27 protein-coding genes and 1 pseudogene are annotated in these 23,628 nt (G+C 73.0%); 16 read left to right on the top strand and 12 right to left on the bottom strand.

Going from position 1 to position 23,628, the window contains the following annotated elements; translation table 11 throughout:
• Nucleotides 1-186: 186 nt before the first annotated feature.
• Together D9V37_RS06110 and D9V37_RS06105 are read left to right on the top strand one after the other, a co-directional pair.
• Nucleotides 187-783: a 5-oxoprolinase subunit B family protein gene (locus D9V37_RS06110; RefSeq protein WP_198412410.1), complete on the top strand. Its 597-nt coding sequence runs from the start codon at nucleotides 187-189 to the stop codon at nucleotides 781-783.
• Nucleotides 776-1,630, top strand: coding sequence for a 5-oxoprolinase subunit C family protein (locus D9V37_RS06105; RefSeq protein WP_198412409.1), 855 nt, complete (start codon nucleotides 776-778; stop codon nucleotides 1,628-1,630). Before D9V37_RS06110 ends, D9V37_RS06105 begins: the two co-directional genes overlap by 8 nt.
• Here D9V37_RS06105 and D9V37_RS06100 read toward each other — a convergent pair.
• Entirely contained in the window at nucleotides 1,617-1,943 is a 327-nt protein-coding gene (locus D9V37_RS06100; protein ID WP_121805270.1) for an antibiotic biosynthesis monooxygenase family protein, read from the bottom strand. The two genes, D9V37_RS06105 and D9V37_RS06100, sit on opposite strands and share 14 nt — an antisense overlap.
• A gap of 32 nt (nucleotides 1,944-1,975) precedes the next feature.
• Nucleotides 1,976-3,286 (bottom strand): DNA polymerase IV, encoded by a 1,311-nt coding sequence (locus tag D9V37_RS06095; protein ID WP_121805269.1) that lies wholly within the window; start codon nucleotides 3,284-3,286, stop codon nucleotides 1,976-1,978.
• 99 nt (nucleotides 3,287-3,385) lie between these two features.
• On the opposite strand from D9V37_RS06095, the gene D9V37_RS06090 reads away from it, so the two are divergent.
• The gene (locus D9V37_RS06090; protein ID WP_158604389.1) at nucleotides 3,386-4,465 is read left to right on the top strand and encodes a DUF4192 domain-containing protein; all 1,080 of its coding nucleotides are present in this window, start codon (nucleotides 3,386-3,388) and stop codon (nucleotides 4,463-4,465) included.
• Nucleotides 4,466-4,519: 54 nt separating this feature from the next.
• A complete protein-coding gene (locus tag D9V37_RS06085; protein ID WP_121805267.1) occupies nucleotides 4,520-5,989 on the top strand; it encodes a glutamate--cysteine ligase in 1,470 nt (489 codons plus the stop codon).
• Between the two features lie 46 nt (nucleotides 5,990-6,035).
• On the opposite strand, the gene D9V37_RS06080 is transcribed toward D9V37_RS06085, so the two are convergent.
• Nucleotides 6,036-6,518 carry a hypothetical protein gene (locus tag D9V37_RS06080; RefSeq protein ID WP_121805266.1) on the bottom strand — a complete coding sequence of 161 codons (483 nt, stop codon included), beginning with the start codon at nucleotides 6,516-6,518 and terminating at the stop codon, nucleotides 6,036-6,038.
• 141 nt (nucleotides 6,519-6,659) lie between these two features.
• Here D9V37_RS06080 and D9V37_RS06075 point away from each other — a divergent pair, with 141 nt between their 5' ends.
• Genes D9V37_RS06075 through D9V37_RS06065 form a run of 3 tightly spaced genes read left to right on the top strand, consistent with a single transcriptional unit; the run spans nucleotide 6,660 to nucleotide 9,461 of the window.
• On the top strand, nucleotides 6,660-7,058 hold the full coding sequence (locus tag D9V37_RS06075; protein WP_121805265.1) for a universal stress protein: 399 nt from the start codon (nucleotides 6,660-6,662) through the stop codon (nucleotides 7,056-7,058).
• Nucleotides 7,055-7,864 (top strand): VOC family protein, encoded by an 810-nt coding sequence (locus D9V37_RS06070; RefSeq protein WP_121805264.1) that lies wholly within the window; start codon nucleotides 7,055-7,057, stop codon nucleotides 7,862-7,864. The genes D9V37_RS06075 and D9V37_RS06070 overlap by 4 nt, the downstream gene beginning before the upstream one ends.
• Nucleotides 7,865-7,874: 10 nt before the next feature.
• Complete coding sequence (locus tag D9V37_RS06065) at nucleotides 7,875-9,461, top strand: phospholipase D-like domain-containing protein (protein ID WP_121805263.1); 1,587 nt, start codon at nucleotides 7,875-7,877, stop codon at nucleotides 9,459-9,461.
• A 102-nt stretch (nucleotides 9,462-9,563) separates the two neighbouring features.
• Here D9V37_RS06065 and D9V37_RS06060 read toward each other — a convergent pair whose 3' ends face one another.
• From D9V37_RS06060 to D9V37_RS06050, 3 genes are read right to left on the bottom strand one after another with little or no spacing between them, the layout of a single operon-like run.
• A complete protein-coding gene (locus D9V37_RS06060; protein WP_232524780.1) occupies nucleotides 9,564-10,277 on the bottom strand; it encodes an FAD-binding oxidoreductase in 714 nt (237 codons plus the stop codon).
• On the bottom strand, nucleotides 10,277-10,885 hold the full coding sequence (locus tag D9V37_RS06055) for a sulfite oxidase-like oxidoreductase (protein ID WP_121805262.1): 609 nt from the start codon (nucleotides 10,883-10,885) through the stop codon (nucleotides 10,277-10,279). The genes D9V37_RS06060 and D9V37_RS06055 overlap by 1 nt, the downstream gene beginning before the upstream one ends.
• Nucleotides 10,886-10,889: 4 nt before the next feature.
• A complete protein-coding gene (locus D9V37_RS06050) occupies nucleotides 10,890-11,813 on the bottom strand; it encodes a LysR family transcriptional regulator (protein WP_121805261.1) in 924 nt (307 codons plus the stop codon).
• Nucleotides 11,814-11,885: 72 nt separating this feature from the next.
• Here D9V37_RS06050 and D9V37_RS21050 point away from each other — a divergent pair.
• The 4 genes and pseudogenes from D9V37_RS21050 to D9V37_RS06030 form a co-directional block, all read left to right on the top strand.
• Nucleotides 11,886-12,095 (top strand): annotated as a pseudogene (locus D9V37_RS21050) (CBU_0592 family membrane protein); the annotation flags it as partial.
• 121 nt (nucleotides 12,096-12,216) lie between these two features.
• Nucleotides 12,217-12,510 (top strand): DUF1905 domain-containing protein, encoded by a 294-nt coding sequence (locus D9V37_RS06040; RefSeq protein ID WP_232524779.1) that lies wholly within the window; start codon nucleotides 12,217-12,219, stop codon nucleotides 12,508-12,510.
• Nucleotides 12,511-12,614: 104 nt separating this feature from the next.
• Nucleotides 12,615-13,169: an HhH-GPD-type base excision DNA repair protein gene (locus D9V37_RS06035; protein ID WP_121805844.1), complete on the top strand. Its 555-nt coding sequence runs from the start codon at nucleotides 12,615-12,617 to the stop codon at nucleotides 13,167-13,169.
• A 33-nt stretch (nucleotides 13,170-13,202) separates the two neighbouring features.
• Nucleotides 13,203-13,478 (top strand): hypothetical protein, encoded by a 276-nt coding sequence (locus D9V37_RS06030; protein ID WP_121805259.1) that lies wholly within the window; start codon nucleotides 13,203-13,205, stop codon nucleotides 13,476-13,478.
• Nucleotides 13,479-13,498: 20 nt separating this feature from the next.
• Here D9V37_RS06030 and D9V37_RS06025 read toward each other — a convergent pair whose 3' ends face one another.
• Nucleotides 13,499-13,768 carry a GlsB/YeaQ/YmgE family stress response membrane protein gene (locus D9V37_RS06025; protein WP_121805843.1) on the bottom strand — a complete coding sequence of 90 codons (270 nt, stop codon included), beginning with the start codon at nucleotides 13,766-13,768 and terminating at the stop codon, nucleotides 13,499-13,501.
• 92 nt (nucleotides 13,769-13,860) lie between these two features.
• Here D9V37_RS06025 and D9V37_RS06020 point away from each other — a divergent pair, with 92 nt between their 5' ends.
• The 5 genes from D9V37_RS06020 to D9V37_RS06000 all read left to right on the top strand — a co-directional run bounded on the left by D9V37_RS06020 (nucleotide 13,861) and on the right by D9V37_RS06000 (nucleotide 21,511).
• On the top strand, nucleotides 13,861-14,526 hold the full coding sequence (locus tag D9V37_RS06020) for a hypothetical protein (RefSeq protein ID WP_232524778.1): 666 nt from the start codon (nucleotides 13,861-13,863) through the stop codon (nucleotides 14,524-14,526).
• A complete protein-coding gene (locus D9V37_RS06015; protein ID WP_121805258.1) occupies nucleotides 14,523-16,103 on the top strand; it encodes a DNA polymerase Y family protein in 1,581 nt (526 codons plus the stop codon). Before D9V37_RS06020 ends, D9V37_RS06015 begins: the two co-directional genes overlap by 4 nt.
• Complete coding sequence (locus D9V37_RS06010; protein ID WP_121805257.1) at nucleotides 16,103-19,564, top strand: error-prone DNA polymerase; 3,462 nt, start codon at nucleotides 16,103-16,105, stop codon at nucleotides 19,562-19,564. Before D9V37_RS06015 ends, D9V37_RS06010 begins: the two co-directional genes overlap by 1 nt.
• Before the next feature lie 152 nt (nucleotides 19,565-19,716).
• On the top strand, nucleotides 19,717-20,910 hold the full coding sequence (locus tag D9V37_RS06005) for an RNA polymerase sigma factor (RefSeq protein ID WP_232524777.1): 1,194 nt from the start codon (nucleotides 19,717-19,719) through the stop codon (nucleotides 20,908-20,910).
• A 154-nt stretch (nucleotides 20,911-21,064) separates the two neighbouring features.
• On the top strand, nucleotides 21,065-21,511 hold the full coding sequence (locus D9V37_RS06000; RefSeq protein WP_121805256.1) for a nitroreductase/quinone reductase family protein: 447 nt from the start codon (nucleotides 21,065-21,067) through the stop codon (nucleotides 21,509-21,511).
• A 34-nt stretch (nucleotides 21,512-21,545) separates the two neighbouring features.
• On the opposite strand, the gene D9V37_RS20870 is transcribed toward D9V37_RS06000, so the two are convergent.
• From D9V37_RS20870 to D9V37_RS05985, 5 genes are all read right to left on the bottom strand, one after another.
• The gene (locus D9V37_RS20870) at nucleotides 21,546-21,674 is read right to left on the bottom strand and encodes a hypothetical protein (RefSeq protein ID WP_269778367.1); all 129 of its coding nucleotides are present in this window, start codon (nucleotides 21,672-21,674) and stop codon (nucleotides 21,546-21,548) included.
• A 34-nt stretch (nucleotides 21,675-21,708) separates the two neighbouring features.
• Nucleotides 21,709-21,840 carry a hypothetical protein gene (locus D9V37_RS20865; protein WP_269778366.1) on the bottom strand — a complete coding sequence of 44 codons (132 nt, stop codon included), beginning with the start codon at nucleotides 21,838-21,840 and terminating at the stop codon, nucleotides 21,709-21,711.
• A gap of 113 nt (nucleotides 21,841-21,953) precedes the next feature.
• Nucleotides 21,954-22,139, bottom strand: a complete 186-nt coding sequence (locus D9V37_RS05995) for a hypothetical protein (protein ID WP_121805255.1) — start codon at nucleotides 22,137-22,139, stop codon at nucleotides 21,954-21,956.
• A 58-nt stretch (nucleotides 22,140-22,197) separates the two neighbouring features.
• Nucleotides 22,198-23,034 carry a DUF1295 domain-containing protein gene (locus tag D9V37_RS05990; protein WP_158604388.1) on the bottom strand — a complete coding sequence of 279 codons (837 nt, stop codon included), beginning with the start codon at nucleotides 23,032-23,034 and terminating at the stop codon, nucleotides 22,198-22,200.
• 254 nt (nucleotides 23,035-23,288) lie between these two features.
• Nucleotides 23,289-23,528, bottom strand: a complete 240-nt coding sequence (locus tag D9V37_RS05985) for a DUF6458 family protein (protein ID WP_121805253.1) — start codon at nucleotides 23,526-23,528, stop codon at nucleotides 23,289-23,291.
• Nucleotides 23,529-23,628 lie beyond the last annotated feature (100 nt).

The raw sequence follows: 23,628 nt of genomic DNA, 5'->3' as shown, positions 1-23,628 counted from the left end.
GAGTAGGACCGATCCAGACCTCGGGCTTTGGCCAGAGGCGGACGCCAGCGATGGGGCGGACGGGATCGGGGAGGCTCCGGCTCGGTGTGGACCATCGTGGCCGCACCAACCGAAGGCCCCCAGCACTCATACTGCTGGGGGCCTTCATCTTTTCCGAGGCGCACCGGTGTTTTCTAGGCTGGAGCCGTGCAGGTCCACCGGCTCGGCGTCGACGCGCTCCTGGTCGAGTGCGCCGACCTGGCCGAGGCGATGGCGCTGCGCGCCGAGGTGGAGCGGCGCAGGATCGACGTGCGCGACCTGGTGCCGGGCGCTCGGACGGTGCTGCTCGACGGCGTCGCGGACCGCGAGCGGCTCGCCGCCGATCTGACGTCCTGGCCACTGGCCGTGCACGAGGCGCCGAGCGTCGATCCCGTGGAGCTGGCGACGGTCTACGACGGCCCGGACCTGGACGCCGTGGCGCGGCGGTGGGACATGAGCAGCCAGGAGGTCGTCGCCACCCACACCGGTACCCGGTTCACCGTCGCCTTCTGCGGGTTCGCGCCCGGGTTCGGCTACTGCGTCGGACTGCCCGAGGAGCTCGCCGTGCCGCGCCTGGAGAGCCCACGCGCCTCGGTGCCGGCCGGATCGGTGGGACTGGCCGGCGCCTTCACCGGCGCGTATCCGACCGCCTCGCCCGGCGGCTGGCAGCTCATCGGCCGCACCGACGCCGTGCTGTGGGACCCCTCGCGCGAGGCGCCCGCGCTGCTGGCGCCGGGCACGCCCGTCAGGTTCGTCCGTGCCTGAGCTGCGGGTGGTGGCCGCCGGACCGCAGACGACCGTGCAGGACCGCGGCCGTCCCGGGCACGCGCACCTGGGTGTGCCGCGCTCGGGAGCGCTCGACCAGGGCGCGCTGCGGCAGGCCAACCTGCTCGTGGGCAACGACGCGACGGCGGCCGCGCTGGAGTGCCTGCTCGGCGGTCTGCGGTTCACCGTCGACCACGCCGTGACCGTCGCGGTCACCGGTGGCCTCGCGCAGGTCAGCGTCGCGGGGCGAGCGGCACCGTGGGGGAGCGCGGTGAGTGTCCGCGCGCACGAGGAGGTGGCGCTCGGGCCGGTGACCGTCGGGCTGCGGGCCTACGTCGGGATCGCCGGCGGCATCGACGTCGCACCGGTGCTGGGGTCGCGGTCGGGCGACGTGCTCTCCGGCGTCGGGCCGGCGCCGCTGGCCGACGCCGACACGCTGCCGGTCGGGCCGGCGTCGGGACGCCCGAGCGCCGCGGAGATCGCACCGCCGACTCCGGGACGGCGCGAGCTCCGGTTGCGGCTCGGGCCGCGCGAGGACTGGTTCGAGCCGCGCGCGATCGACTCGCTCGACGGCGCGACCTACGCGGTCGGGGAGCGGTCGAACCGCATCGGGCTGCGGCTGGAGGGAGCGCCGATCGGCTGGCGCGGCGCCGAGGAGCTGCCCAGCGAGGGGATGGTGCTCGGTGCGGTGCAGGTGCCGCCCGACGGGCAGCCGGTCCTGTTCCTCCACGACCACCCGGTGACCGGCGGCTACCCCGTGGTCGGCGTGGTCGAGGAGGCCGACCTCGCGGTGTGCGCGCAGCTGCGACCCGGGGAGCGGGTCCGGCTGCGGATCATCGGTTCGTGACGGCGACCTCGTAGCTCCAGACCTCGCTGTGGACGCCGACGGGCTCCGGGGGCGCCTCGCCGCCGTCGCGCTCCTGCTGCGAGCGGTGGCCGTGCGCGAACGCCGCGGAGCTGGTCCAGGCCTCGAAGGCCGCCTCGTCGCGCCACCGGGTGAGGACCAGCCACTGGTCGCGCTCGTCGGTCGGCTTGAGCAGCTCGAACCCCTCGAAGCCGTCGGCGTCGTCCACGGCACCGGCTCGAGCGGCGAAGCGGTGGGCCAGCTCGTCGCCGCTGCCGGCCCGGACGGTGATGGCGTTGATCTTGATGACGCTCATGGTCGACATCGTGACACCGCGACGCACACGCCTCACCGCCGCGGGCGGTGGAGCGAGGTGAGCGCGGGGTCGTCGACGGCGAAGGAGAGCACCTTGCCCGGACCGGACAGGGCGGTCTCGAACCGGACCGTCACCACTCCCTTGCCCGATCCCCAGACCCAGCCTCGGCCGTGGGCCTCGTGCTCGACGTCCATCCCCGGTCGCCACTCCGCGCTCATCGGGGGTGAAGTGGGCAGCAGGTCCCCCGCGGCCTCCTCCTCGGCGCTCGACTCGTCGGCGAAGAGGTCCTCCTGGATCCAGTCTGCGAGCCCCGAGACGCCCACGCCGAGCAGTCGTACGCCGCCGGAGGTGTCGACCTCGCCCAGCAGCGACCGCGCCAGCCGGGACACGACGCGGCCGTCGTCGGTGGGGGCCGGCAACGTGCTGGAGCGGGTGTGGGTGGAGAAGTCGTGCAGCCGGATCTTCACCGTCACGGTGCGTCCCGACAGCTTGGCCGCACGCAGCCGCTCGGCGACCTTGGCCGCCTGCCGGCCGATCAGCCCGTCGAGCACGCGCCGGTCGACGTGGTCGGTCTCGTAGGTGTCCTCGATGCTGACCGACTTCGTCTCGCGCTCGGCCACGACCGGCCGGTCGTCCTCGGCCCGGGCCAGCCAGAACAGCCCGCGGCCGTGCGCCTGCCCCACCACTCGCACCAGCTCCTCCTCGCTGATCTCGAGCAGGTCGGCGACGGTGTGGACGCCGATGCGCCGCAGCCGCTCGGCGGTGGCGGGCCCCACGCCGGGGATCACCGTCACCTGCATGGGGCGCAGCAGGTCCAGCTCGCTGCCCGGCGCGACCACGACGAGGCCGTCGGGCTTGTCGAGGTCGCTGGCGATCTTGGCCACCAGCTTGGAGGTGGCCACCCCGACCGAGCCCGTGATGCCGCCGGTGGCCTGCGCGACGTCGTCCTTGAGGCGGCGCGCCAGCGCGGCCACGGCGTCGACGGAGGTCTCGGCCAGCCCGCCGGCGGCGAGGTCGACGAACGCCTCGTCGAGCGAGAGCGGCTCGACCAGCGGGCTGAGCTCGCGCAGCAGCGCCATGACGGTGGCGCTGGCTTCCTGGTAGGCGTGGAAGCGGCCGGTCAGGAAAGCCGCGTGCGGACAGCGGCGCCGCGCCTCGGCCGTGGGCATGGCCGAGTGGACGCCGAAAGCCCGCGCCTCGTAGGACGCGGTGGCCACCACGCCCCGGCCGCCGACGCCGCCCACCACCACCGGCTTGCCGCGCAGCGAGGGCTTGTCGCGCTGCTCGACCGAGGCGAAGAAGGCATCGAGGTCCAGGTGCAGCACCGTCGCCTCGCCTCGCACCTGCTCATGCTCGCACCCGCCGCCGACAGGACCCTGGGTCGGCGGGCCGGGGTAGTTCCGCGTGCACAGGCGACCGTCTCGCCGGGTTGTCCACAGGCCGTGACGGTGGGGCTGGTCCGGCTGCCCGGCACCGGCGAGCGTGACGCCATGGCCGACTCGCTCCCCGCCCCGCCGATGACGTTCACCGCCCGCACCACCGAGGACGTGCTGGCGCTGGTGCCGATCGTGCTGGGCTTCTTCCCGACCGACTCGCTGGTGCTGCTCACCTTCAGCCGGGCCACGAACATGCCGGTCGGCATGCCCGCCGGTGGCCTGCGCGGTGAGTTCAACGCCCGCGCCGACCTGCCCGCCGACGTCCGCGACGTCCCGGCGGTGATCGAGCCCATCCGGCAGGCGGTGCACACGCACCGTCCGCAGCTCGGCGCCGTGGTGGTCTACAGCGCCGACGTGGAGCTCGGCCGCGTGGCCGGCGCCACGGCCGCCCGGCTCCTCGAGCCGGAGCGGATCGAGCTGCTCGAGGTGGTGCAGGTCGACGGGACGCAGTGGTGGGAGCTGCCGCGCACGGTGCGAGCGCCGCGACGATGGCGACCCGAACGGCACGAGGCCGACATCACCGCCCACCCGATGCTGGCCGAGCGGATCTTCGCCGGGCACGTCGTGCTGCAGAGCCGACAGGCGCTGGTCGACTCGTTGCGCGGGTCGGACCCGGTCGACGCCGCTGCGGTCTCGGCTGCCGTCGTCCTCGCCGCCGAACGGCTGGCCGGGCACCTGGACGGCTGGGCCGCCGCCGAGGTGTCGACGAGCGAGGCTCGCTGGCTGCAGCACCGGTTGATGGGGGGTGGGCCGCTCAGCGTCGAGGACGTCGGACGCGTGCTCGCGCTGACGCAGATGAGCTCCGTGCGCGAGCGGGTCTGCCGGCAGCTCACCCGTCACGTGGCGCTGGCCCAGCTGCCGGTGTGGCGCGAGGTGGTGCACCGCGCGCCGCCGGTCGTCGTCGGCGAGGCTGCGGCCGTGCTCGCCCTGGTGGCCTGGCTGGCCGGCGACGGGGCGCTGGCCTGGTGTGCCGTCGACCGCTGCCAGGAGGTCGATCCCGACAACGGGCTCGCCCACCAGATGGCCCTCGCCCTGCAGCACGCGGTGCCGCCGTCGGCCTGGGACCTCGCGGGACGCGCGTCGTGACGCGCCCGACCCGAGCGCTAGGAGGGGCTCCGCGCGTGACACTAGGGTCGGGCCATGGGCGAAGAGGTGGAGCACCAGGAGTTCACCCGCGCCGACCGCACGCGCCACCGCGAGAAGGTACGCCGCAACCTCGACGTACTGGCCCGGATGCTGCGCGAGTCCCGGTTCGAGGCCGACGACCCGATGACCGGGATGGAGATCGAGCTCAACCTGGTCGACGAGCAGGCCCAGCCGGCGCTGCGCAACGCCGAGGTGCTCGAGGCCATCGCCGACCCCGCCTTCCAGACCGAGCTAGGCCTGTTCAACCTGGAGATCAACGCCGAGCCGCGCCGGATCGGCCAGGGTGGTCTCCACGCCTTCGAGGAGAGCCTGCGCGCCAGCCTCAACGACGCCGAGGAGAAGGCGGCGGCGCAGGGCGCCCACCTGGTGATGATCGGGATCCTGCCCACCCTCGACCACGGTCACATGGGTCCGGCGGCGCTGAGCGCCAACCCGCGCTACCGGCTGCTCAGCGACCAGATCCTGGCCGCGCGCGGCGAGGACCTCGCTATCGACATCTCCGGCCCCGAACGGCTCACCGCCACCTCGGAGACGATCATGCCGGAGGCGGCGTGCACCAGCACGCAGCTGCACGTGCAGGTCAGCCCCGAGCAGTTCCCGGCGTACTGGAACGCCTCGCAGGCGGTGGCGTCGATCCAGCTGGCCCTGGGCGCCAACTCCCCGTACCTGCTGGGCAAGGAGCTGTGGCGCGAGACGCGCATCCCGCTCTTCGAGCAGGCCACCGACGTCCGCAGCGAGGAGCTCAAGGCGCAAGGCGTCCGGCCCCGGGTCTGGTTCGGGGAGCGGTGGGTGACCTCGATCTTCGACCTGTTCGAGGAAAACGTGCGCTACTTCAGCGCGCTCCTGCCGATCACCGACGACGAGGACCCGCTGGCCGTGCTCGAGGCCGGCCGCACGCCGTCGCTCGCGGAGCTGCGCCTGCACAACGGCACCATCTACCGCTGGAACCGGCCGGTGTACGACGTGGTCGAGGGGATGCCGCACCTGCGGGTGGAGAACCGCGTGCTCGCCGCGGGCCCGACGATGGCCGACACCATGGCCAACGCCGCCTTCTACTTCGGCCTGGTGCGCGCCCTGGCCACCAGTGAGCGGCCGCTGTGGTCGCAGATGTCGTTCTCGGCGGCCGAGGACAACTTCCACGCCGCCGCCCTCCAGGGCATCGATGCGCAGGTGTACTGGCCCGGGGTCGGTCAGGTGCCGGCCGTCGAGCTGGTGCTGCGTCGGCTGCTGCCCCTGGCGCGGGAGGGTCTCGCGGCCTGGGGCGCACCCGAGGAGGAGAGCGGCCGGCTGCTCGACATCATCGAGCAGCGCTGCCTGGCCACGCAGAACGGTGCCTCCTGGTTCGTCGACCGCGTGCACGACGTGGAGCGGTCGGGGGAGGACCGGCACACGGCGCTGACGGCGGCGCTGCAGGAGTACCGCGAGCGGATGCACGCCAACGAGCCGGTGCACACCTGGGAGTAGCGGCCGGAGACGGGGCCGACGCACCGAGCGGCCGCCGCCCGACCGCTCACCGCAGGACCCGCCAGACGCGGTCCTCGTCGCGCGACGGTGCGAGGGGCGCCGGCTCGGGTCCCGGCCGCAGCCGCGGCCAGCTGCGCACGGCACCGCCGCCGACGTCGAGCCAACCGTGGCGGGTGACCACGAAACACGCCCATCGTCCCGGCTCGGCCACCCCGTGCCGGGCGAACCCGGCCTCGGCCGCCGCGCGCCAGGCCAGGTCGGCCTCGCCGACGACCAGCACGCCGCCGCGGGTCAGCCAGACCGAGCGCAGCACCGGATCGGCCAGCCGATCCAGCGCCCGGGTCACCACGTCGGCTCGCGACCCCGCGTCGTCGGGCACCGCCGCGACCGGCAGCACGATCCGCTCGGAGCCGAGACTGCCGACGTGGAGCAGGGTGGGCAGGGAGCGGGTCCGGCCCGCCTGGGTCTTGAGGCGACGCACCTCGCCCTGCAGTCGGTCGGCCAGCGGGGCGGGGACGTCGAGGGCCACGCCTCCAGCGTGCGGGGTCGGCGCCGCCCGTGCGAACGGTCGTCCACAGGCTCCGGCGGTGCATTGCTTGTAGCCTCGGGCGCACGAGTCCGGCCGGTAGTCCGGTCAGGGATCCGGCAGGGACGAGGGAAGGCGGCTGGTGTGGGAGCGATCGTCGTGGGCTACGTCCCCAAGCCCGAGGGGAAGGCCGCGCTGCAGCGCGCCATCGATGAGGCGCGCCTGCGCGGGCTGCGGCTCGTGGTGGTGAACTCCAACCGGGGCGGCCGCGAGCTCACCGGCGAGGACAACGACTCCATCGAGCACCTGCTCGACGACGTCCGCCACGAGCTGGAGGCCGCCGAGGTCGAGCACGAGGTGCGGCACTTCGTGCGTGGTCTGGAGCCCGCCGAGGACCTGATCTCGATCGCCGAGGAGGTGGCGGCCGACCTCATCGTCATCGGCCTGCGCCGCCGTACGCCGGTCGGAAAGCTGATCCTGGGCAGCAACGCGCAGCGGATCCTGCTCGACGCCTCCTGCCCGGTGCTGGCCGTCAAGGCATGAGGCGGTACCCCCACGGCGTCCCCTGCTGGGTCGACGTCGAGCAGCCCGACGCTGCCGCCGGGGCCGCCTTCTACGGCGAGCTGCTGGGATGGACCTTCGAGGAGGTCACCCCGGCCGGCGCCGCTGTCCGCTACCTGATCGCCTCGCTCGGGGGGCGTGACGCCGCGGCGATCGGCTCGGGGCCGCAGGCGCGGTGGCACACCTTCGTCGCGGTCGACGACGCCGACGAGACGACGGCCCGGCTGCGCGAGCTGGGGGCCACGATCGAGGCCGAGCCGGTGGACGCCGGCCCCGGTGGCCGGGCGGCGTCCGCGCGCGACCCCGAGGGTCATCTCTTCCACCTCTGGCAGGCCCGGCGCCGCCCGGGCGCGCAGGCGGTCAACGAGCCCGGTGCCTGGAACTTCAGCGACCTCCACACCGCCGACCCGGAGGCGGCCCGGGCCTTCTACGGATCCGCGTTCGGATGGCGCTTCGCCGAACCCGGCCCGAGCACGGCCATCGAGGTGCCGGGCTACGGCGATCACCTCGAGTCGACCGTCGACCCCGGCATCCGCACCCGACAGGCGAGTGCGCCGCCCGGGTTCGCCGACGTCGTCGGGTCGGTCAGTGTGGCCAACGGAGGTCCGACGGGTTGGCGGGTCACGTTCGCGGTCGCCGACCGCGACGACGCCGCCGCACGCGCCGAGCGGTTGGGCGCCACCGTCCTCACCACAGCTGAGTCGGAATGGACCCGGACCGCGAGCATCCGCGATCCGCAGGGCGCCGAGCTCGTGCTGAGCCAATTCACCCCGCACGAGGGATGGTGAGCGCAGTCCGGTGACCGATCCCGCCGCCTGGTTCCTCTCTGCCTCCGAACGGGGCAACCCCTCGACCCGTCTCGACGACCGCCACCCCGACGACCAGGCATGGTCGGTGGGCAACCGCGTCCGGCCGCTGGTGCACGGCGCCACCTACTTCGCCGAGCTGTACGAACGGCTGCAGGCGACCCGCGAGGGCGACCTGGTGCTGTTCACGGACTGGCAGGGCGACGCCGACGAACGGCTGACCGGCGAGCCCGGCAGCGAGGTGGCCGAGGTGCTGGCCAGCGCAGACGAGCGAGGTGTCGACGTCCGCGGCCTGATCTGGCGCTCGCACTGGGAGAGGCTCGGCTTCACCGCGGGGGAGAACCGCCGGCTCGGCGCCGAGCTGCAGTCGCGCGGGGCGGAGGCCCTGCTGGACATGCGCGTGCGGACCGGTGGCTCGCACCATCAGAAGTTCGTGGTCATCCGCCACCGTGACGACCCCAGCCGCGACATCGCCTTCGTCGGCGGCATCGACCTGTGCCACTCCCGGCGCGACGACGCCGACCACCACGGCGACCCGCAGGCGCTGGAGATGGCCTCGGAGTACGGCGACACCCCGCCCTGGCACGACATCCAGGCTGCCATCGAGGGCCCGGCGGTCCACGACGTCGAGACGGTGTTCCGTGAGCGCTGGCTGGACCCGACCCCGCTCTCGAGCAACCCGATCTCCTGGACCCAGGACCACCTGCTGCGCCTGGACCGCGAGCCCGATCCGCTGCCCGAGCAGCACCCCCCGCCGCCGGCGGTGGAGGGCGGCACCCACAGCGTCCAGCTGCTGCGTACCTACCCCGACCTGCGCGTCGGGCTGGACTACGAGTTCGCCGACGGCGGCGAGCGCAGCGTGGCGCGCGGCTACTCCAAGGCGCTGACTCGCGCGCAGGGCCTGGTGTACGTGGAGGACCAGTACCTGTGGGGCCACCGCGTCGGCGACGTCTTCACCCAGGCGCTGCGCCGCGAGCCGGAGCTGCGGGTGATCGTGGTCGTGCCGCTGCATCCGGACAAGGCGGGCTCCTCGCGCGCGCCGCAGCTGCTCGGCCGGCGCCGGGCGATGCTCGACATGCTGCGCGCCGCGCCCGGCCGGGTGGCGTTCTACGGCATCGAGAACCACGCCGGCACCCCGGTCTACGTGCACGCCAAGACCTGCAACGTGGACGACCAGTGGGTCACCATCGGCTCGGACAACTTCAACCGGCGCTCGTGGACCCACGACTCCGAGCTGTCGGCGGCCATCGTCGACACCGAGGGCGAGCTGCCGCGACGGCTGCGCCTCACCCTGGCCGCCGAGCACCTCGACCGCGAGGTGGACGAGGACTCGCTGCTGGAGACGATGGCCGACTGCGAGAGCCCGGCGGGGATGTTCCGCGCCTACCGCGACGCCGCGGCGGCCCTGGACGCCTGGCACGACGGCGGCCAGGTGGGCGAGCGCCCGCCGGGACGGCTGCGCCGGATGCGCCCGCCCGAGCTCAGCCGCCGCCAGCGACTGTTCGCGCTGCCCCAGTACCTGCTGATCCACGACCCCGACGGCCGACCGCGCCGCCTCAAGATCCGCCGTAGGTTCTGAACCGGGCATCTCGGGTGACGACGTCATGAAACTCGTCCCCGCGACCGATTCTGGAGCGAATTCCCGGGGGTTTTGCCGGGCACCCGGCAAAACCCCCGCCGCTCAGCCGGACGCCCCGAACTGCTCCACTCGCACCGCACCCGGCTCGACACCGCACTCGGCCAGCAGCCCCTCGGCCAGCGTGGCGAAGCGCGGTGACCCGCACACGAAGAACCGTTCCACGCCGTCGAGCAGCGGCCGGACCTCCTCGGCGGTGGGCGCACCGTGGGCACGGCCGCCGGCGTCGTGGCGGGTGTAGAGCAGCGTGGCGCCGGACCTGGCGAGCTCGTCGCGGTAGGGGAGCGAGGCCGGGTCGCGGCCGACGGCCAGCACCCGCAACAGGTCCGGGCGTCGCAGGTGGGCAGCCGCGCGCAGCATGGAGATCGCGGGCACGACGCCGGTCCCGCCCACCAGGGCCAGCGACGGCGTCCGCCTGTCCCAGACGAACCAGCGCCCGATCGGCCCGCGCACCTCCAGCACGTCGCCGACCTCGGCGACGTCGGCCAGGAACTCCGAGACCTCCCCGCCCGGCAGTCGCTCCACCAGCAGCTCGACCAGTGGCTCGTGGTCGGCCGAGGCGAGCGAGTACGAGCGTTGGGCGGTGTAGTCGTCGGGCGCGCGCAACCGGATCACGTAGTGCTGTCCGGGCGCGTGGTGCTGGCGGTCCTCCACCAGCAGCCGCAGCCGAACCTGGTCGGGCCTCGGCAGCTCCTTCTCGATGATCCTGCCCGTCGACCAGGTGGTGACCGTGGGGACGACGTCCTCCATCGAGGCCATCAGTCGCCCTGGTAGCGCTGCTCGAGCCAGGGGTCGCCGCGGTCGTGGTAGCCGTTGCGCTCCCAGAACCCCGGCCGGTCCTCTGCCAGCAGCTCGAGCCGCGAGACCCACTTGGCCGACTTCCAGAAGTACAGGTGCGGCACCAGCAGCCGCACCGGACCGCCGTGCTCGACCGGGAGCGGCCGGCCCGCGTAGTCCCAGACCACCCAGGCCCGGCCACCGACGAGGTCGGACAGCGGCAGGTTGGTGGTGTAGCCGGTGCTGGAGTGCACCAGCACGTAGCGGGCGTCGACCTGCGGGCCGGCGGCGTCGAGCAGCACATCGACGCTCACGCCGGTGAACGCGACGTCGAACTTCGACCAGGTCGTCACGCAGTGGATGTCGCCGGTGTAGGTCGAGGCCGGCAGCTGATGGGCGTCGGCCCAGGTCCAGGTGGTCGGCCGGTCCACGAGCCCGTCGACGGTGATCGACCACGTCTCGGGCTCGATGCGCGGGGTCGCCTCTGCGGTCAGCACCGGCCAGCCGCTGCCGGTGTCGTACTGACCGGGCGGCAGGCGCCCGGCCGGTCCCTCGGGGCGCTTGCGGAAGAAGCCGCGGGTGACGGGCATGGTGCTATTCAAGCGCGTCTAGCGGCTCCAGCGACCCTGCTGCGGCGACGATCTCGTCGAGCACGGCGATCACCTCGCGACGGGGCGCGGCCCGGGTGTGCCGGCGTCGTGCCACCAGCTGGCGCGCGCCGAGACCGGGCAGTGAGACGGCCTGGACACCGTCGTGCCGGATCGCACCGCGCAGCGCCAGCGAGGGCAGCAGCGCGATCCCTAGGCCGCCGCCGACCATCGAGATGGCGACGTCACTGTTGCTGTGCTGGTGCTCGACGTCGGGACGATGCGGCAGCAGCGACATCACGCGCTCGGTGGCGCTGTGGGCGGCCGCCGTCGGGTCGACGCCGAGCCAGGTCTGGTGCACCAGGTCCTCCAGCGACGTCGGGGCCGGCAGGCCCTGGGGCAGCGCCAGCAGCCACGGGTCCTCGAGCACCGTAAGGTCGCGCATGCCCCGCGGCGTCGAGCGCCCCACCGGGCTGTCGGCCTCCAGCAGCAGGAGGTCGAGCGTGCCATCGCGCAGTGACCGCATGCCCTCCTCGGGGTCGATGTCCTGGATCACCACGCGCAGCCCCGGCAGCCGGTCGGCGAGGTCGGTGGCCAGCGGCACCAGCACCGCCTGGATGACGCTCTGGAAACCGCCGACCGCGACGGTCCCGGTCACCTCGTCGAGCAGTGTCGCCATCGCCCGACGGGCGTCGGTGAGCTCGGCCTCGATGCGTTCGGCGGTCTCCACCAGCACTCGTCCGGCATCGGTGAGCACCGCGCCGCCGGGGCGTCGGTCGAGCACGGCGACGCCGACCTCGGACTCCAGCTTGGAGATCTGCTGCGACACCGCCGACGCCGTGACGTCGGTCTCGTCGGCGGCCGCGAGAACGCCGCCGTAGCGGTGCACGGCCAGCAGGACCGCCAGCCGGCGCGGATCAAGGGTCTGCATTCAGTACAAGTTAATCCCTGATGCATGTCAGTTCAATTGTGCTTGATGGTCTGAATCGGGACGATTGCCCACGTGAACAGCAGTGAGCTCGTCGCCGCCTCGACCCTGGGCTGGGTCGGCGCGGTCGGTACCGTCATCGCCTACGCCCTGGTCTCCCGACGTCGTCTCGACGCCACCTCGCGCACCTTCCAGGGCGTCAACGCCGTCGGTGCGGCGATGCTCGGCCTCAGTGCGACGTGCCACGGCAACTGGTCCTCGGCGGCGAGCAACCTGGTGTGGATGGCCATCGGCTCCCAGGCGCTGCTCACGGCGACGCTCACCCAGCGGCGGCAGTCGCGCGCGGCGATGACTCCCGCCCTCGAGTCGGGTCAGTCTGGTCATCGCAACGACCAGGAGGCGCTCCGTGACCACATCGATCTCGCCGACACCGCTCGACCGCACCTTCAGCTGCGTCCTGCTCAAGAGCGACGCCCCGGGCGGCTGGACGTACGCCGTCATGCCCGACTCGGCCACCTTCTTCGGGACCCGCGGCCTGGTGAAGGTCCGCGCGAGCGCCGACGGCGAGGAGTTCACCAGCTCCTTCATGGCCCTCGGTGACGGCACCCACAAGCTGCCGCTGGCCGCGAAGCTGCGCGCGAGGATCGGCAAGCAGGCCGGCGACGAGGTGACCATCCACCTCCTCGAGCGGCTCTCCTGAGCCCTCGCATTGCGACGTAGCAAAGGGCGCTCCTGTGCCCGAGACGTCGAGGTGTGTCCGATTTCAAGGAGCCTTAACTACGTCCGAATGCGACGATGACCGGCATGCCCTTCCACATCACCGGCGACCCGAAGGCCGACCAGGCGCTCGAGGAGCCGTTCGGGCTGCTGCTGGGCATGCTGCTGGACCAGCAGTACCCCATGGAGCACGCGTTCCGGGGGCCGGCGAAGATCCTGGACCGCTTCGGCACGATCGACCCGGCGGCCATCGCCGCGGCCGACCCTGAGGAGTTCGCCGCGATGGCGAGCACGACGCCGGCGATCCACCGGTTCCCGGGGTCGATGGCGACCAAGGTGCAGGCCGTCGCGCGGATCGTGGTCGAGCAGTACGGCGGGCACGCGGAGCGGATCTGGACCGAGGCCGCCTCGGGTGCGGACCTGGTCGAGCGGGTCGAGGCGTTGCCGGGGTTCGGCCGGCAGAAGGCAAAGATCTTCACCGCGCTGGTGGCCAAGCAGGCGGGCGTGCGTCCGGGGGGCTGGGAGAAGGCTGTCGGCGACTACGCCCTGGAGGGCTACCGCTCGGTGGCCGACGTCGTCGACCCCGACTCGCTGCAGCGGGTGCGCGACCACAAGAAGGCGATGAAGGCCTCGGCGACCTGACCTCGTGCGAACACGTGTTCTATCCTCGGCGAGGTGGGCCCACGCGAAGACAAGTTCGGCATCGGGGACGTCGCCGCGCCGCTGGCGGTCGGTCGTCCTCACCCTCGCTGCGAGCACGTCTGGATACTCCAGCAGGCCGCAGACCGGCCCCGCCTGCCCGGCATCCTGCTGTCGTTTCGCAGGAACGGCCGCGGACGCTGGGAGGGCTGGGTCGTCTGGGCCGCGCCCGACGTCTCGGTGGACGTGGACGAGGCGCACCTGCAGCAGGGGTGGGTTGACGCCGAGCGCATCGAGCAGGTGTTGACCTAGCGGTGGCGCCGATCGGCTCCTCAGGCCTGCGACCGGTGGTGTCGCGCACGCCAGGGTCCGGCGACGACGGCGACGAGGATCGCCGCGACGACGGCCTGGATGATCAGGACCACCCACCACCGGTCGATGCTGAGCCCCTTGGCGAGGAAGCCGCCGAGGAAGGCGCCGACGAGGCCGAGGACGAAGGTCAGGATCCAGCCGATCGCCTGCCGGCCGGGGATGATGAGACGGCCGAGGATGCCGATGACGATGCCGGCGAGGATGGCGCTGAAGATGCTTCCGGTGCCCATGGTGATCACTTACCCGTCGGTGCGTGATCCAACCCGGGGCATCGGGCGACCACCCGATTGACAACATCGAACAGGTGTTCGATCATCGTCAAGTGACCGCCCAGCCCCTCGAGAGCACCACCGCCCACACCGTGGCGATGCTGCGCGAGCGGATGCGCCGGCTGGGCGAGCCCACCGCCCGGCGCGAGCTGGCCACCCACCCGGCCCTGGCCGACGTCGTCCGGCTGCGCGCGGGCGGCACCTACCGGGTCGACACCGCCAGCCTGGCCTTCCTGCTCATGGCCGGGCCCTCGCGGGAGGGGGCCTGGACGGCGCTGGTCAACACCCGCGACACCGGGCTGGAGGCGGCCGCGGGCCTCGGCCTCGACCTGGACCGCACCCTGGTCGTCCCCGACGCCGCCGAGCACTGGGTCGAGGTCACCGCGGCGCTGGTCGAGGTGGCGGCGCTGGTGGTGCTGCGTCCGCCGCCCCGCGTCTCCGCGCACGCCGTGAGCCGGCTGGCGGCGCGGCTGCGCACCCGCGAGGCGGCGCTGGTGGTGTGGGGGGAGTGGCCGCGCTGCGACGCCGAGCTGAGGCTGGCCGGCTCGCAGTGGCTGGGGGCGGGGCACGGTGAGGGCCGGCTGCGCTCGCGGCGCACCCAGGTTTTGGTGCGCCGCGGCGCCGGGCCCGAGCGACGACGCGCGCTGTGGCTGCCGGGGGACGACGGGGAGGTGAGACCCGAGCACGAGCACGAGCCCCGCATCCTCACCGCCTCATGAGCCCCTCCCGCACTCTCGCGGTGTGGTGCCCGGACTGGCCGGTCGTCGCCGCCTGCGCCGAGGCCGGGGTCGGCACCCGCGCGCCGGCCGCGGTGTTCCGCGCCAACCTGGTCACCGCGGGCAACGCCGCGGCACGGCGCTACGGCATCCGCCGGGGCATGCGGCGCCGCGACGCCCAGGGCCGCTGCCCCGAGGTGGCCGTGCTGCCCGACGACCCCGACCGCGACGCCCGTGCCTTCGAGCAGGTGCTCACCACCATCGAGGCGCTGCGGCCGGGAGTGGCCGCCGTCCGCCCGGGGCTGGCCGCCCTCCCGGTGCCCGCGGCCTACTACGGCGGGGAGGCGCCGGCGGCGGCCGTCCTCATCGAGGCCCTGGTCGCCGAGGGGGTGCGCGACTGCCGGACCGGCGTCGCCGACGACCTGTTCACCGCCGAGCAGGCCGCCCGCACCGCCCCGCGCCAGGAGTGCGTGGTGGTCGCCCCGGGTGGGTCGCCGGGGTTCGTGGGACCGCTGGCCGTCGAGGTGCTCGAGGGGATGCTGGAGGAGGGGGAGGAGACCACGCAGCTGGTCGGCCTGCTGCGACGGCTGGGTGTGCGGACGCTGGCCGACCTGGCCCGGCTGCCCGCCCGCGACGTCCACCAGCGGTTCGGACCGCTGGGGGCGCGCGTCCACCGACTGGCCGGCGGCACCGACGCGCAGCTGCCGGTGCTGCGCGAGCCGCCTCCCGACCTGGTCCGCGAGGTCGCCTTCGAGCCGCCGCTGGAGACCGTCGAGGCGGTCTGCTTCAGCCTGCGGCGCACCGCGGAGGCCTTCGTCGAGCAGATCGCGACCCGGCAGCTGGTGTGCACCCGGGTGCGCGTCGAGGTCGAGTGCGAGGCGAGCATCGGCACCACCTACGCCGAGCGGTCCTGGGCGCACGTGCGCTGGTTCGGCCCGGGCGATCTCATCGACCGGGTCCGCTGGCAGCTGGGCGCCGCATCGACCCAGGGGCTGGGCAGCCCGGTGAGCCTGGTCCGGCTGGTGCCCGAGACCGTCGAGCCGGGTTTCGGCGAGGGACTGTGGGGCGGTGCGGAGGAGCTGGTCGACCGGCAGGTGGCCAAGGTCCGAGCCCTGCTGGGGCACGACGGCGTCGTCGTCCCGGTGCTCCAGGGCGGCCGTTCGCCCGCCGACCGGCAGCGATTGGTGCCGTGGGGCGACCGGGCCCCGGGGGGCCGCGACCGCGCTCTGCCCTGGCCCGGCAGCATCCCCGGTCCGGCGCCGTCGGTGGTGCTGGCCGAGCCGTGGCCGGCGGTCGTCGAGGACGCCGCCGGCCGGGTGGCGGTGGTGAGCGAGCGCGGGGTGATGAGCGGGGAGCCCACCCGGTTCCGCGCCCGGGAGGGGGAGGCGTGGCAGACGGTCGCCGCGTGGGCCGGACCGTGGCCGGTGGACGAGCTGTGGTGGGAACCGGACCCATCCCACGCAGAGACCCGCCGGGTGGCGCGGTTCCAGGTGGTCGGAGCCGACGGCCGGGCGTGGCTGATGAGCTGCACCATGACCAGCGGTGACGGCCGCTGGTGGACCGAGGCAGGCTACGAGTAATGGGGTTCAGCAACCCCGCGATGCCCTGGTCGGAGCTCGAGCGGCGGATGTCGGGACGTCCGCTGCCCACGGCGCCCGACGACGGCCCGGGCAGCCGCAAGCGACGCCGCTACCAGGCACGTCCGGAGGTCCGCGCCCCCGAGCGGACCACGCCGTACGTCGAGCTGCACTGCCACAGCAACTTCAGCTTCCTCGACGGCGCCAGCGACCCGCGCCACCTGGTCGAGGAGGGCGTGCGGCTGGGGCTGGACGGTCTCGCGCTGACCGACCACGACGGCTTCTACGGTGCTCCGCTGTTCGCCGAGGCGGCCCAGCGGTACCGGCAGCAGGGTGGGGGACTGGACACCGTCTACGGGGCCGAGCTCTCCCTCGACCTGACCCGCCCGCAGCTCGGCGTGCCCGACCCCGAGGGCCGTCACCTGCTGGTGCTCGCCAAGGGGGTCGAGGGCTACTCCCGGTTGGCCGGCGCCCTGACCGACGCCCACCTGCGCGGTGACGAGAAGGGGCGACCGGTCTACGACCTCGACGAGCTCACCGACCGCGGTCGTGGCCACTGGCTGGTGCTCACCGGCTGCCGCAAGGGCTGGCGCGGTGCCGCCGAGGTGGCCGAGCTGGTGAGCCGCTTCGGCCGCGACGACGTCGTCGTCGAGCTCACCGACCACGGCCACCCCGACGACTCCGGTCGCAACGACGCCCTCGTCGCGCTCGCCGCCGACCAGGGGTTGGCCACGGTCGCCACGGGCAACGTCCACTACGCCCGACCCGAGGGCCACCGGCTCTCCTCGGCGATGGCCGCGGTCCGGGCCCGGCGCAGCCTGTCCGAGATGGCGGGCTGGCTGCCACCGTGGGGTGGGGCCTGCCTGCGATCGGGGGAGGAGATGGCGGCCCGGTTCGCCCGCTACCCCCACGCGGTGGCGCGCAGCGTCGAGCTGGCCGCCGGGCTGGCCTTCGACCTGCAGAAGGCGAAGCCCGAGCTGCCCAAGCGGCACATCCCCGAGGGCCACACGGCCTCCAGCTGGCTGCGCGTGCTCACCCAGCGGGGCTTCGCCGAGCGGTACGCCGGCACACCGCTGGCCGAGCGGGCCCGCGAGCGGGTGGCGCGCGAGCTGGAGATCATCGACCGCAAGGACTTCGCGGGGTACTTCGTCATCGTCCACGACATCGTCGCGTTCGCCCGTGAGCAGCAGATCCTCTGCCAGGGCAGGGGATCGGCGGCGGCGTCGGCGGTCTGCTACGCCCTCGGCGTCACCGCCATCGACCCGGTCTTCTACCAGCTGCCGTTCGCCCGCTTCATCTCCGAGCACCGCGACGAGGAGCCCGACATCGACGTCGACTTCGACTCCGACCGCCGTGAGGAGGTGATCCAGTGGGTCTACGACCGCTACGGCCGCCGCAACGCCGCCCAGGTGGCCAACATCATCGGCTACCGGCCCAAGATGGCGGTGCGCGACGCCGCCAAGGCGCTGGGTCACTCCCCGGGCCAGCAGGACGCCTGGTCCAAGCAGATCAGCAGCTGGACCCACGTCCCGACCGGCGAGGACGGCGGCGAGCACGACGTGCCCGCGCCGGTCGTCGAGCTGGCCAACCAGCTGATGGGGGCGCCGCGCCACCTGGGCATCCACTCCGGCGGGATGATCCTCACCCACCAGCCGATCGGCGAGGTCTGCCCCATCGAGCGCGCCCGGATGGACAGGCGCACCGTCTTGCAGTGGGACAAGGACGGTGCTGAGTTCATGGGGCTGGTCAAGTTCGACCTGCTCGGGCTGGGCATGCTGGCCGCGCTGGACCACATGATCACCCTCGCCGGCGACCACCTGGGGGAGCGCTGGACGCTGGCCGGCATCCCGAAGGAGGAGCCGGCCGTCTACGACATGTTGTGCCGGGCCGACTCGGTCGGGGTGTTCCAGGTGGAGAGCCGGGCCCAGATCGGCACCCTGCCGCGGCTGCAGCCGCGCTGCTTCTACGACCTGGCCATCGAGATCGCCCTCATCCGTCCCGGCCCGATCCAGGGCGGTGCGGTGCACCCCTACATCCGCCGCGCGACGGGGGAGGAGGAGGTCACCTACGCCCACCCAGACCTCGAGCCCGTGCTCGCCCGCACCCTGGGCGTCCCGCTGTTCCAGGAGCAGCTGATGGACATGGCCCGCACCCTGGGCGACTGCACCGAGGACGAGGCCGACCTGCTGCGCCGCGCCATGGGCTCCAAGCGCGGCGTCGAGCGCATCGAGAGCGTCAAGGCCCAGCTGTACGTGGGGATGTCGCGGCGCGGCATCACCGGTGCGGTCGCCGACACGATCTACACCCAGATCCTCTCCTTCGCCAACTTCGGGTTCGCCGAGAGCCACTCGCTGTCCTTCGCCAAGCTCGTCTACGCCAGCTCCTGGTTCAAGCTGCACTACCCGGCCGCGTTCCTGGCCGCGCTGCTGCGATCCCAGCCGATGGGCTTCTACGCCCCGCAGTCGCTGCTGCAGGACGCCCGCCGCCACGGCGTCGAGGTACGCCGCCCCGATCTGCTGCGCTCGGCCGCCACCGCCGACCTGGAGCCGGTCGGGGGAAGCGTCGGCGACCCGGTGGTCGAGCAGCTCGGCGAGCCCTGCGAGCCGGCGCGTCGAGACCACCCCACCGCGCCCGCCCTCATCACGCCGGGTCTCGAGGCCTGCCTGCACGACCACGACCAGGGCCCCACGACGTACGACCCCACCGCCCCCGACCCGTGCCCGACCCATCGCCGCGACACCGGCTTCGCGGTGAGACTGGGCCTGGACTCGGTACGCGGCATCGGCGCCGACGTCGCCCGGCGCATCGTCGCCGCCCGGGAGGAGCGGGTCTTCACCGACCTGGTCGACCTCTCCCGGCGCGCCGGGCTGGACTCTCGTCAGCTCGAGGCGCTGGCCACCTCCGGGGCCTGCGAAGGGCTGGGACTAGGGCGCCGCGAGGCGCTGTGGCAGGCCGGGTTCACCGAGACCGACGAGCAGCTGCCGGGCGTCGTCGTGCCCGCTGCGGCGCCGTCGCTGCCCGGGCTGGACCCCGTCGAGGTGACGCTGGCCGACCTGTGGGCCACCCAGGTCTCACCCGACAGCCACCCCGTCGAGCACCTGCGTCCGATGCTGACCTCCCACGGGATCCGCTCGGTCGCCGACCTGGCCCGTGCCGAGCCCGGCCGGCGGATGCACGTGGCGGGGCTGGTCACCCACCGGCAGCGGCCGGGCACCGCCAGCGGCATCACCTTCCTCAACCTCGAGGACGAGACCGGCATGCTCAACGTCGTCTGCTCACCAGGGCTGTGGCGCCGGCACCGCGTCACCGCGAGGTCAGCGGCGGCGATGGTCGTGCGGGGGGTGCTGGAGCGTCGCGACGGCGTGGTCAACCTCGTCGCCGACGAGCTGGCCCCCCTCGACCGGATCCATCCCGAGGCCGGTCGTGCCCTGCGCGAGCGGCACCGCTCTCGCGACTTCCGCTGACGCCGGCTGGCGAATCGTGGGAGTGTTCCTCAGCCGGTTCTTGGGTATGAGGCTCACCGTGCCACAATGTGACGCGGGTGGTTGACAGGTGCGGCTCTTGTTGCGCCCGGAACCGCCGGCGACCCCGACCAGCCCGCGTGGAGAGGTACTTCGTGACTCCGAGCACGACCCGGAAGGCACCCGCCAAGAAGGCCGCAGCGGCCACCAAGAAGGCGACGCCCGCCAAGAAGGCGGCTGCCGACGCGGCTGCTGCCGAGGTACCGGCGCAGGTCGGCCCCGACGGTAAGAAGGTCCTGCCCGACATCCCGGACGCCGAGTTCGAGAAGGACGTCGCCTCGGACCCGTCGCTCAAGAGCGACGAGGAGGAGAGCACGACCTTCGTCGTCGCCGCCTCCGACGAGTCCGACGAGCCGGTCCAGCAGGTCATGGTGGCCGGCGCCACCGCCGACCCGGTCAAGGACTACCTCAAGCAGATCGGCAAGGTGCCCCTCCTCAACGCCGAGATGGAGGTCGAGCTGGCCAAGCGGATCGAGGCCGGCCTGTTCAGCGAGGAGAAGCTGGGCAAGGGCGGCAAGGTCTCGCCCAAGATGCTCGACGAGCTGGAGTGGATCGCCGAGGACGGGCGTCGCGCCAAGAACCATCTGCTCGAGGCCAACCTGCGCCTCGTGGTCTCGCTGGCCAAGCGCTACACCGGCCGCGGCATGCTCTTCCTCGACCTGATCCAGGAGGGCAACCTCGGCCTGATCCGTGCGGTCGAGAAGTTCGACTACACCAAGGGCTACAAGTTCTCCACCTACGCCACCTGGTGGATCCGGCAGGCCATCACCCGCGCCATGGCCGACCAGGCCCGCACCATCCGCATCCCGGTGCACATGGTCGAGGTCATCAACAAGCTCGCCCGCGTGCAGCGCCAGATGCTGCAGGACCTGGGCCGCGAGCCCACGCCCGAGGAGCTGGCCACCGAGCTCGACATGACCCCCGAGAAGGTCATCGAGGTGCAGAAGTACGGCCGCGAGCCGATCTCGCTGCACACCCCCCTCGGCGAGGACGGCGACTCCGAGTTCGGCGACCTGATCGAGGACTCCGAGGCCATCGTCCCGGCCGACGCGGTCTCGTTCACGCTGCTCCAGGAGCAGCTGCACGCGGTCCTCGACACCCTCTCCGAGCGCGAGGCGGGCGTCGTCAGCATGCGGTTCGGCCTCACCGACGGTCAGCCCAAGACCCTCGACGAGATCGGCAAGGTCTACGGCGTCACCCGCGAGCGGATCCGCCAGATCGAGTCCAAGACCATGTCCAAGCTGCGCCACCCCAGCCGCTCCCAGGTGCTGCGCGACTACCTGGACTGAGTACCCGCGCTCTGACAGGGCGTGGGGCCGCATGTGTCGAAGCGGCCCGGAAGTGTTCCTTGCTCGCGCACGGCGCGAGGAGCGGCTCCCGGTCGCCGCGCTGATCGCGATCCACGATCGCGCTGCACGGGGAGCGCATGGGTACGGGCGAGGTATGGACACGGACGTGCGCAGGCGCTGGGTCAACCGGCTGAGCCGGATCTTCCACGTGTTGCAGCGCGTGGGCGTGCGGACCGGTCGCGCACAGATCCTGACCACGACCGGTCGCAAGAGCGGACAGGCGCAAAGCCAACCCGTCGGTGTCGTGCCGATCGACGGGAAGGAGTACATCTTCCAGGCCTACCCGCGCGCGGCGTGGGTGGCCAACGCACGACAGACACCGGCGGCATCGCTGGCTTCGGGGCGCCGGGTGCGTGAGGTGGTGCTGGTGGAGCAGCCCGTCGAGACTCGCCGCCAGCTCCTGCTGCACCAGCTCCGTACGGAACCGGACACAGCCAAGCTCTTGGTCAAGAGCGGTCTGGTCGACGACTCCACACCGGAAGGCGTGGCCGCAGCGGCCGAGAGGATCGCCGTGTTCGAGGTGCAGCCGGGCGTCGCCTGAGGAGGTCGGTCGGGCGTGACGCTGACCTCGCGGGTTACGGCTCGAGCGGGTCGGCGTGGTCGGGGCCGACGATCGGCGGGTCCTCCGGCGCGCCTTGGTTCGGGTTGCCGTCGGGGCTGATGTCGGGGTCGGTGGGATCCGGCTCGTTCGGAGTGGTGGTCATGCCCGGGAGGTACCCACCTCGAGGAGTCGTAGCGTCAGCTCGACTCCTCCGCGGGTCCCGGGGCCTGCTCGGGGTCGCCGACGGGCTCGGTGTCCGGGGTGGCGTCCGGGGTGTCGTCGGGGAGCTGCTCGGGCTCGACGGCGGGTTCGTCAGGTGTGGTGGTCATAGGCGTGCCGGTAGCCAGCCGGGCGCGGGATACGCGTCGGTCTGGACCGCTGGGCGCGACAGAGCCGGACGAGGCGCGGCCCGGGCATCAGCAGCCGGGCGACGACCCTGGGGCTAGGTGGGGTCGGCGTCCCCGGTCTCGTCCTCGGGTTCGATGTCGCCCTGCTCGACGTCGAACCGGGGCGTCTCCTCGACCGGTGAGTCGTCGGGATCGACCGACGGCTCGTCGCTGGTGTCGGCCGGGCTCTGGGCCACGTCGCCCGGTTCGACGACCGGGTCCTGGGGTGCGGTTCCGCTCATGCTGTGCCGGTGCCCCCGAGCGCCGGTTCGATGCGGTGGCGGTTCGATGCGGGGCGGGCTACGACTTGGGCGGCCGGGGCAGGAAGAACGCGACACGACGCTGGTAGTCGCGGTAGGCCTCACGCTTCTCCATGCGCTTCTCGGTGCGCTTGGCGCCGGTGGCGTAGACGAGCAGGTAGGCCATCGCGATCGGTGCGGGGGCGGTGAGGCCCGCCGGCGGAGAGGCGGCCGAGGCCAGCCACGCGCCGGCCCACACGCAGGAGTCGCCGAAGTAGTTGGGATGACGCGACCAGGCCCACAGCCCGGTGTCGAGCACGTCGGGCTTGTCCTCGTCGTCGCGCTCCTGGTACTGCGCCTTCTGCCGGTCGGCGAGAGCCTCGACCACGGCACCGCCCGCCATCACGGCCACGCCGGCGGGGAACAGCCAGCGCCGGGCCGAGTCGGGCAGGCGGGTGGCGGCGGCGACCTGCAGCGGCGCGGAGACCAGCAGCTGCGCCAGGCCCTGGGTGAGGAAGACCTTGCCGATCACCACGGGCACCGGGTCGCCCTCGAGGAACTCGGTGTAGCGCGGGTCCTCCTCGTCGCTGCCCGCGACGCGCTGGACGATCAGCCGTCCCAACCGGGTGGCCCAGGCGCTGGTCAGTCCGGCCAGCGTCCAGCGGCGTACCGGGTCGCCGCTGCCGACCAGCGCACTGCTGACGGCGACGGCGGCCAGGCCGGGCCCCCAGACGACGTCGGCGGCGTCGCGACGACCGGTGCGGACGGCGACGGTGGCCGCGCCGGCCTGCACGAGGCCGACGACGCCCGCGGCGGCGGCCGAGACACGCAGGAGGTTGTCCCGGTCCAGCAACGGGCGGTCGCGGTGGGGGGTGACGAGACTGCGCAGACGACTCACCCCGCCCACTGTGCCGGGGTCGCCGGCGCCCTCGCTGCCCCGGCAAGGGTGTATCGGCCCCCGACGGTGGTCAGGGCCGCCCCCTGCGCTGTCCCCGGACGTCGAGAAGCCCCGGCACGTAGCCTGTGCCGGGGCTTCCCTCTGGCTTCAGCCCATGAGCTGGCGCCGTTCGATGGACGTCAGCCCGGGGGGCTGATGGCCTTCACGACACCTGTGCCCAACGGGCCGAGCTTCATGCGCCTGCGAGCGGCGACCTAGATGTCGGTGCGCGTCTCGCGCACGGTCTGCGTGCCGTCGCCGTGCGTCACCGTGCTGGTGCTGCGAGCGCCGCGACCGCGGTTAAGGGTGAACGCGGTCAGCGCGATGAGCAGCACCCCGACCACGGTCATGATCCAACCGACCGTCTGCAGGTCGATGCCGCTGACCGAGGTGTTCACCGCGAGAGCGAGGATCAACCCCACCACTACGAGAAATCCGCCTGCTCCGTAACCCATGTGCGACTCCCTGGTCGAAGGATCCGAGATCGCAGGGAACTGTGCCCCGTTCCCACGCGATCCAAACGCGGTCGGGACCGAGCTCCACCGACCCCTCGAA

The sequence above is a fragment of the Nocardioides mangrovicus genome, from assembly GCF_003674065.1.
Classification (GTDB): Bacteria; Actinomycetota; Actinomycetes; order Propionibacteriales; family Nocardioidaceae; genus Marmoricola; species Marmoricola mangrovicus.
Note: the sequence above shows the minus strand (reverse complement) of the source record. Positions and strands in the feature narration are given on the sequence as shown.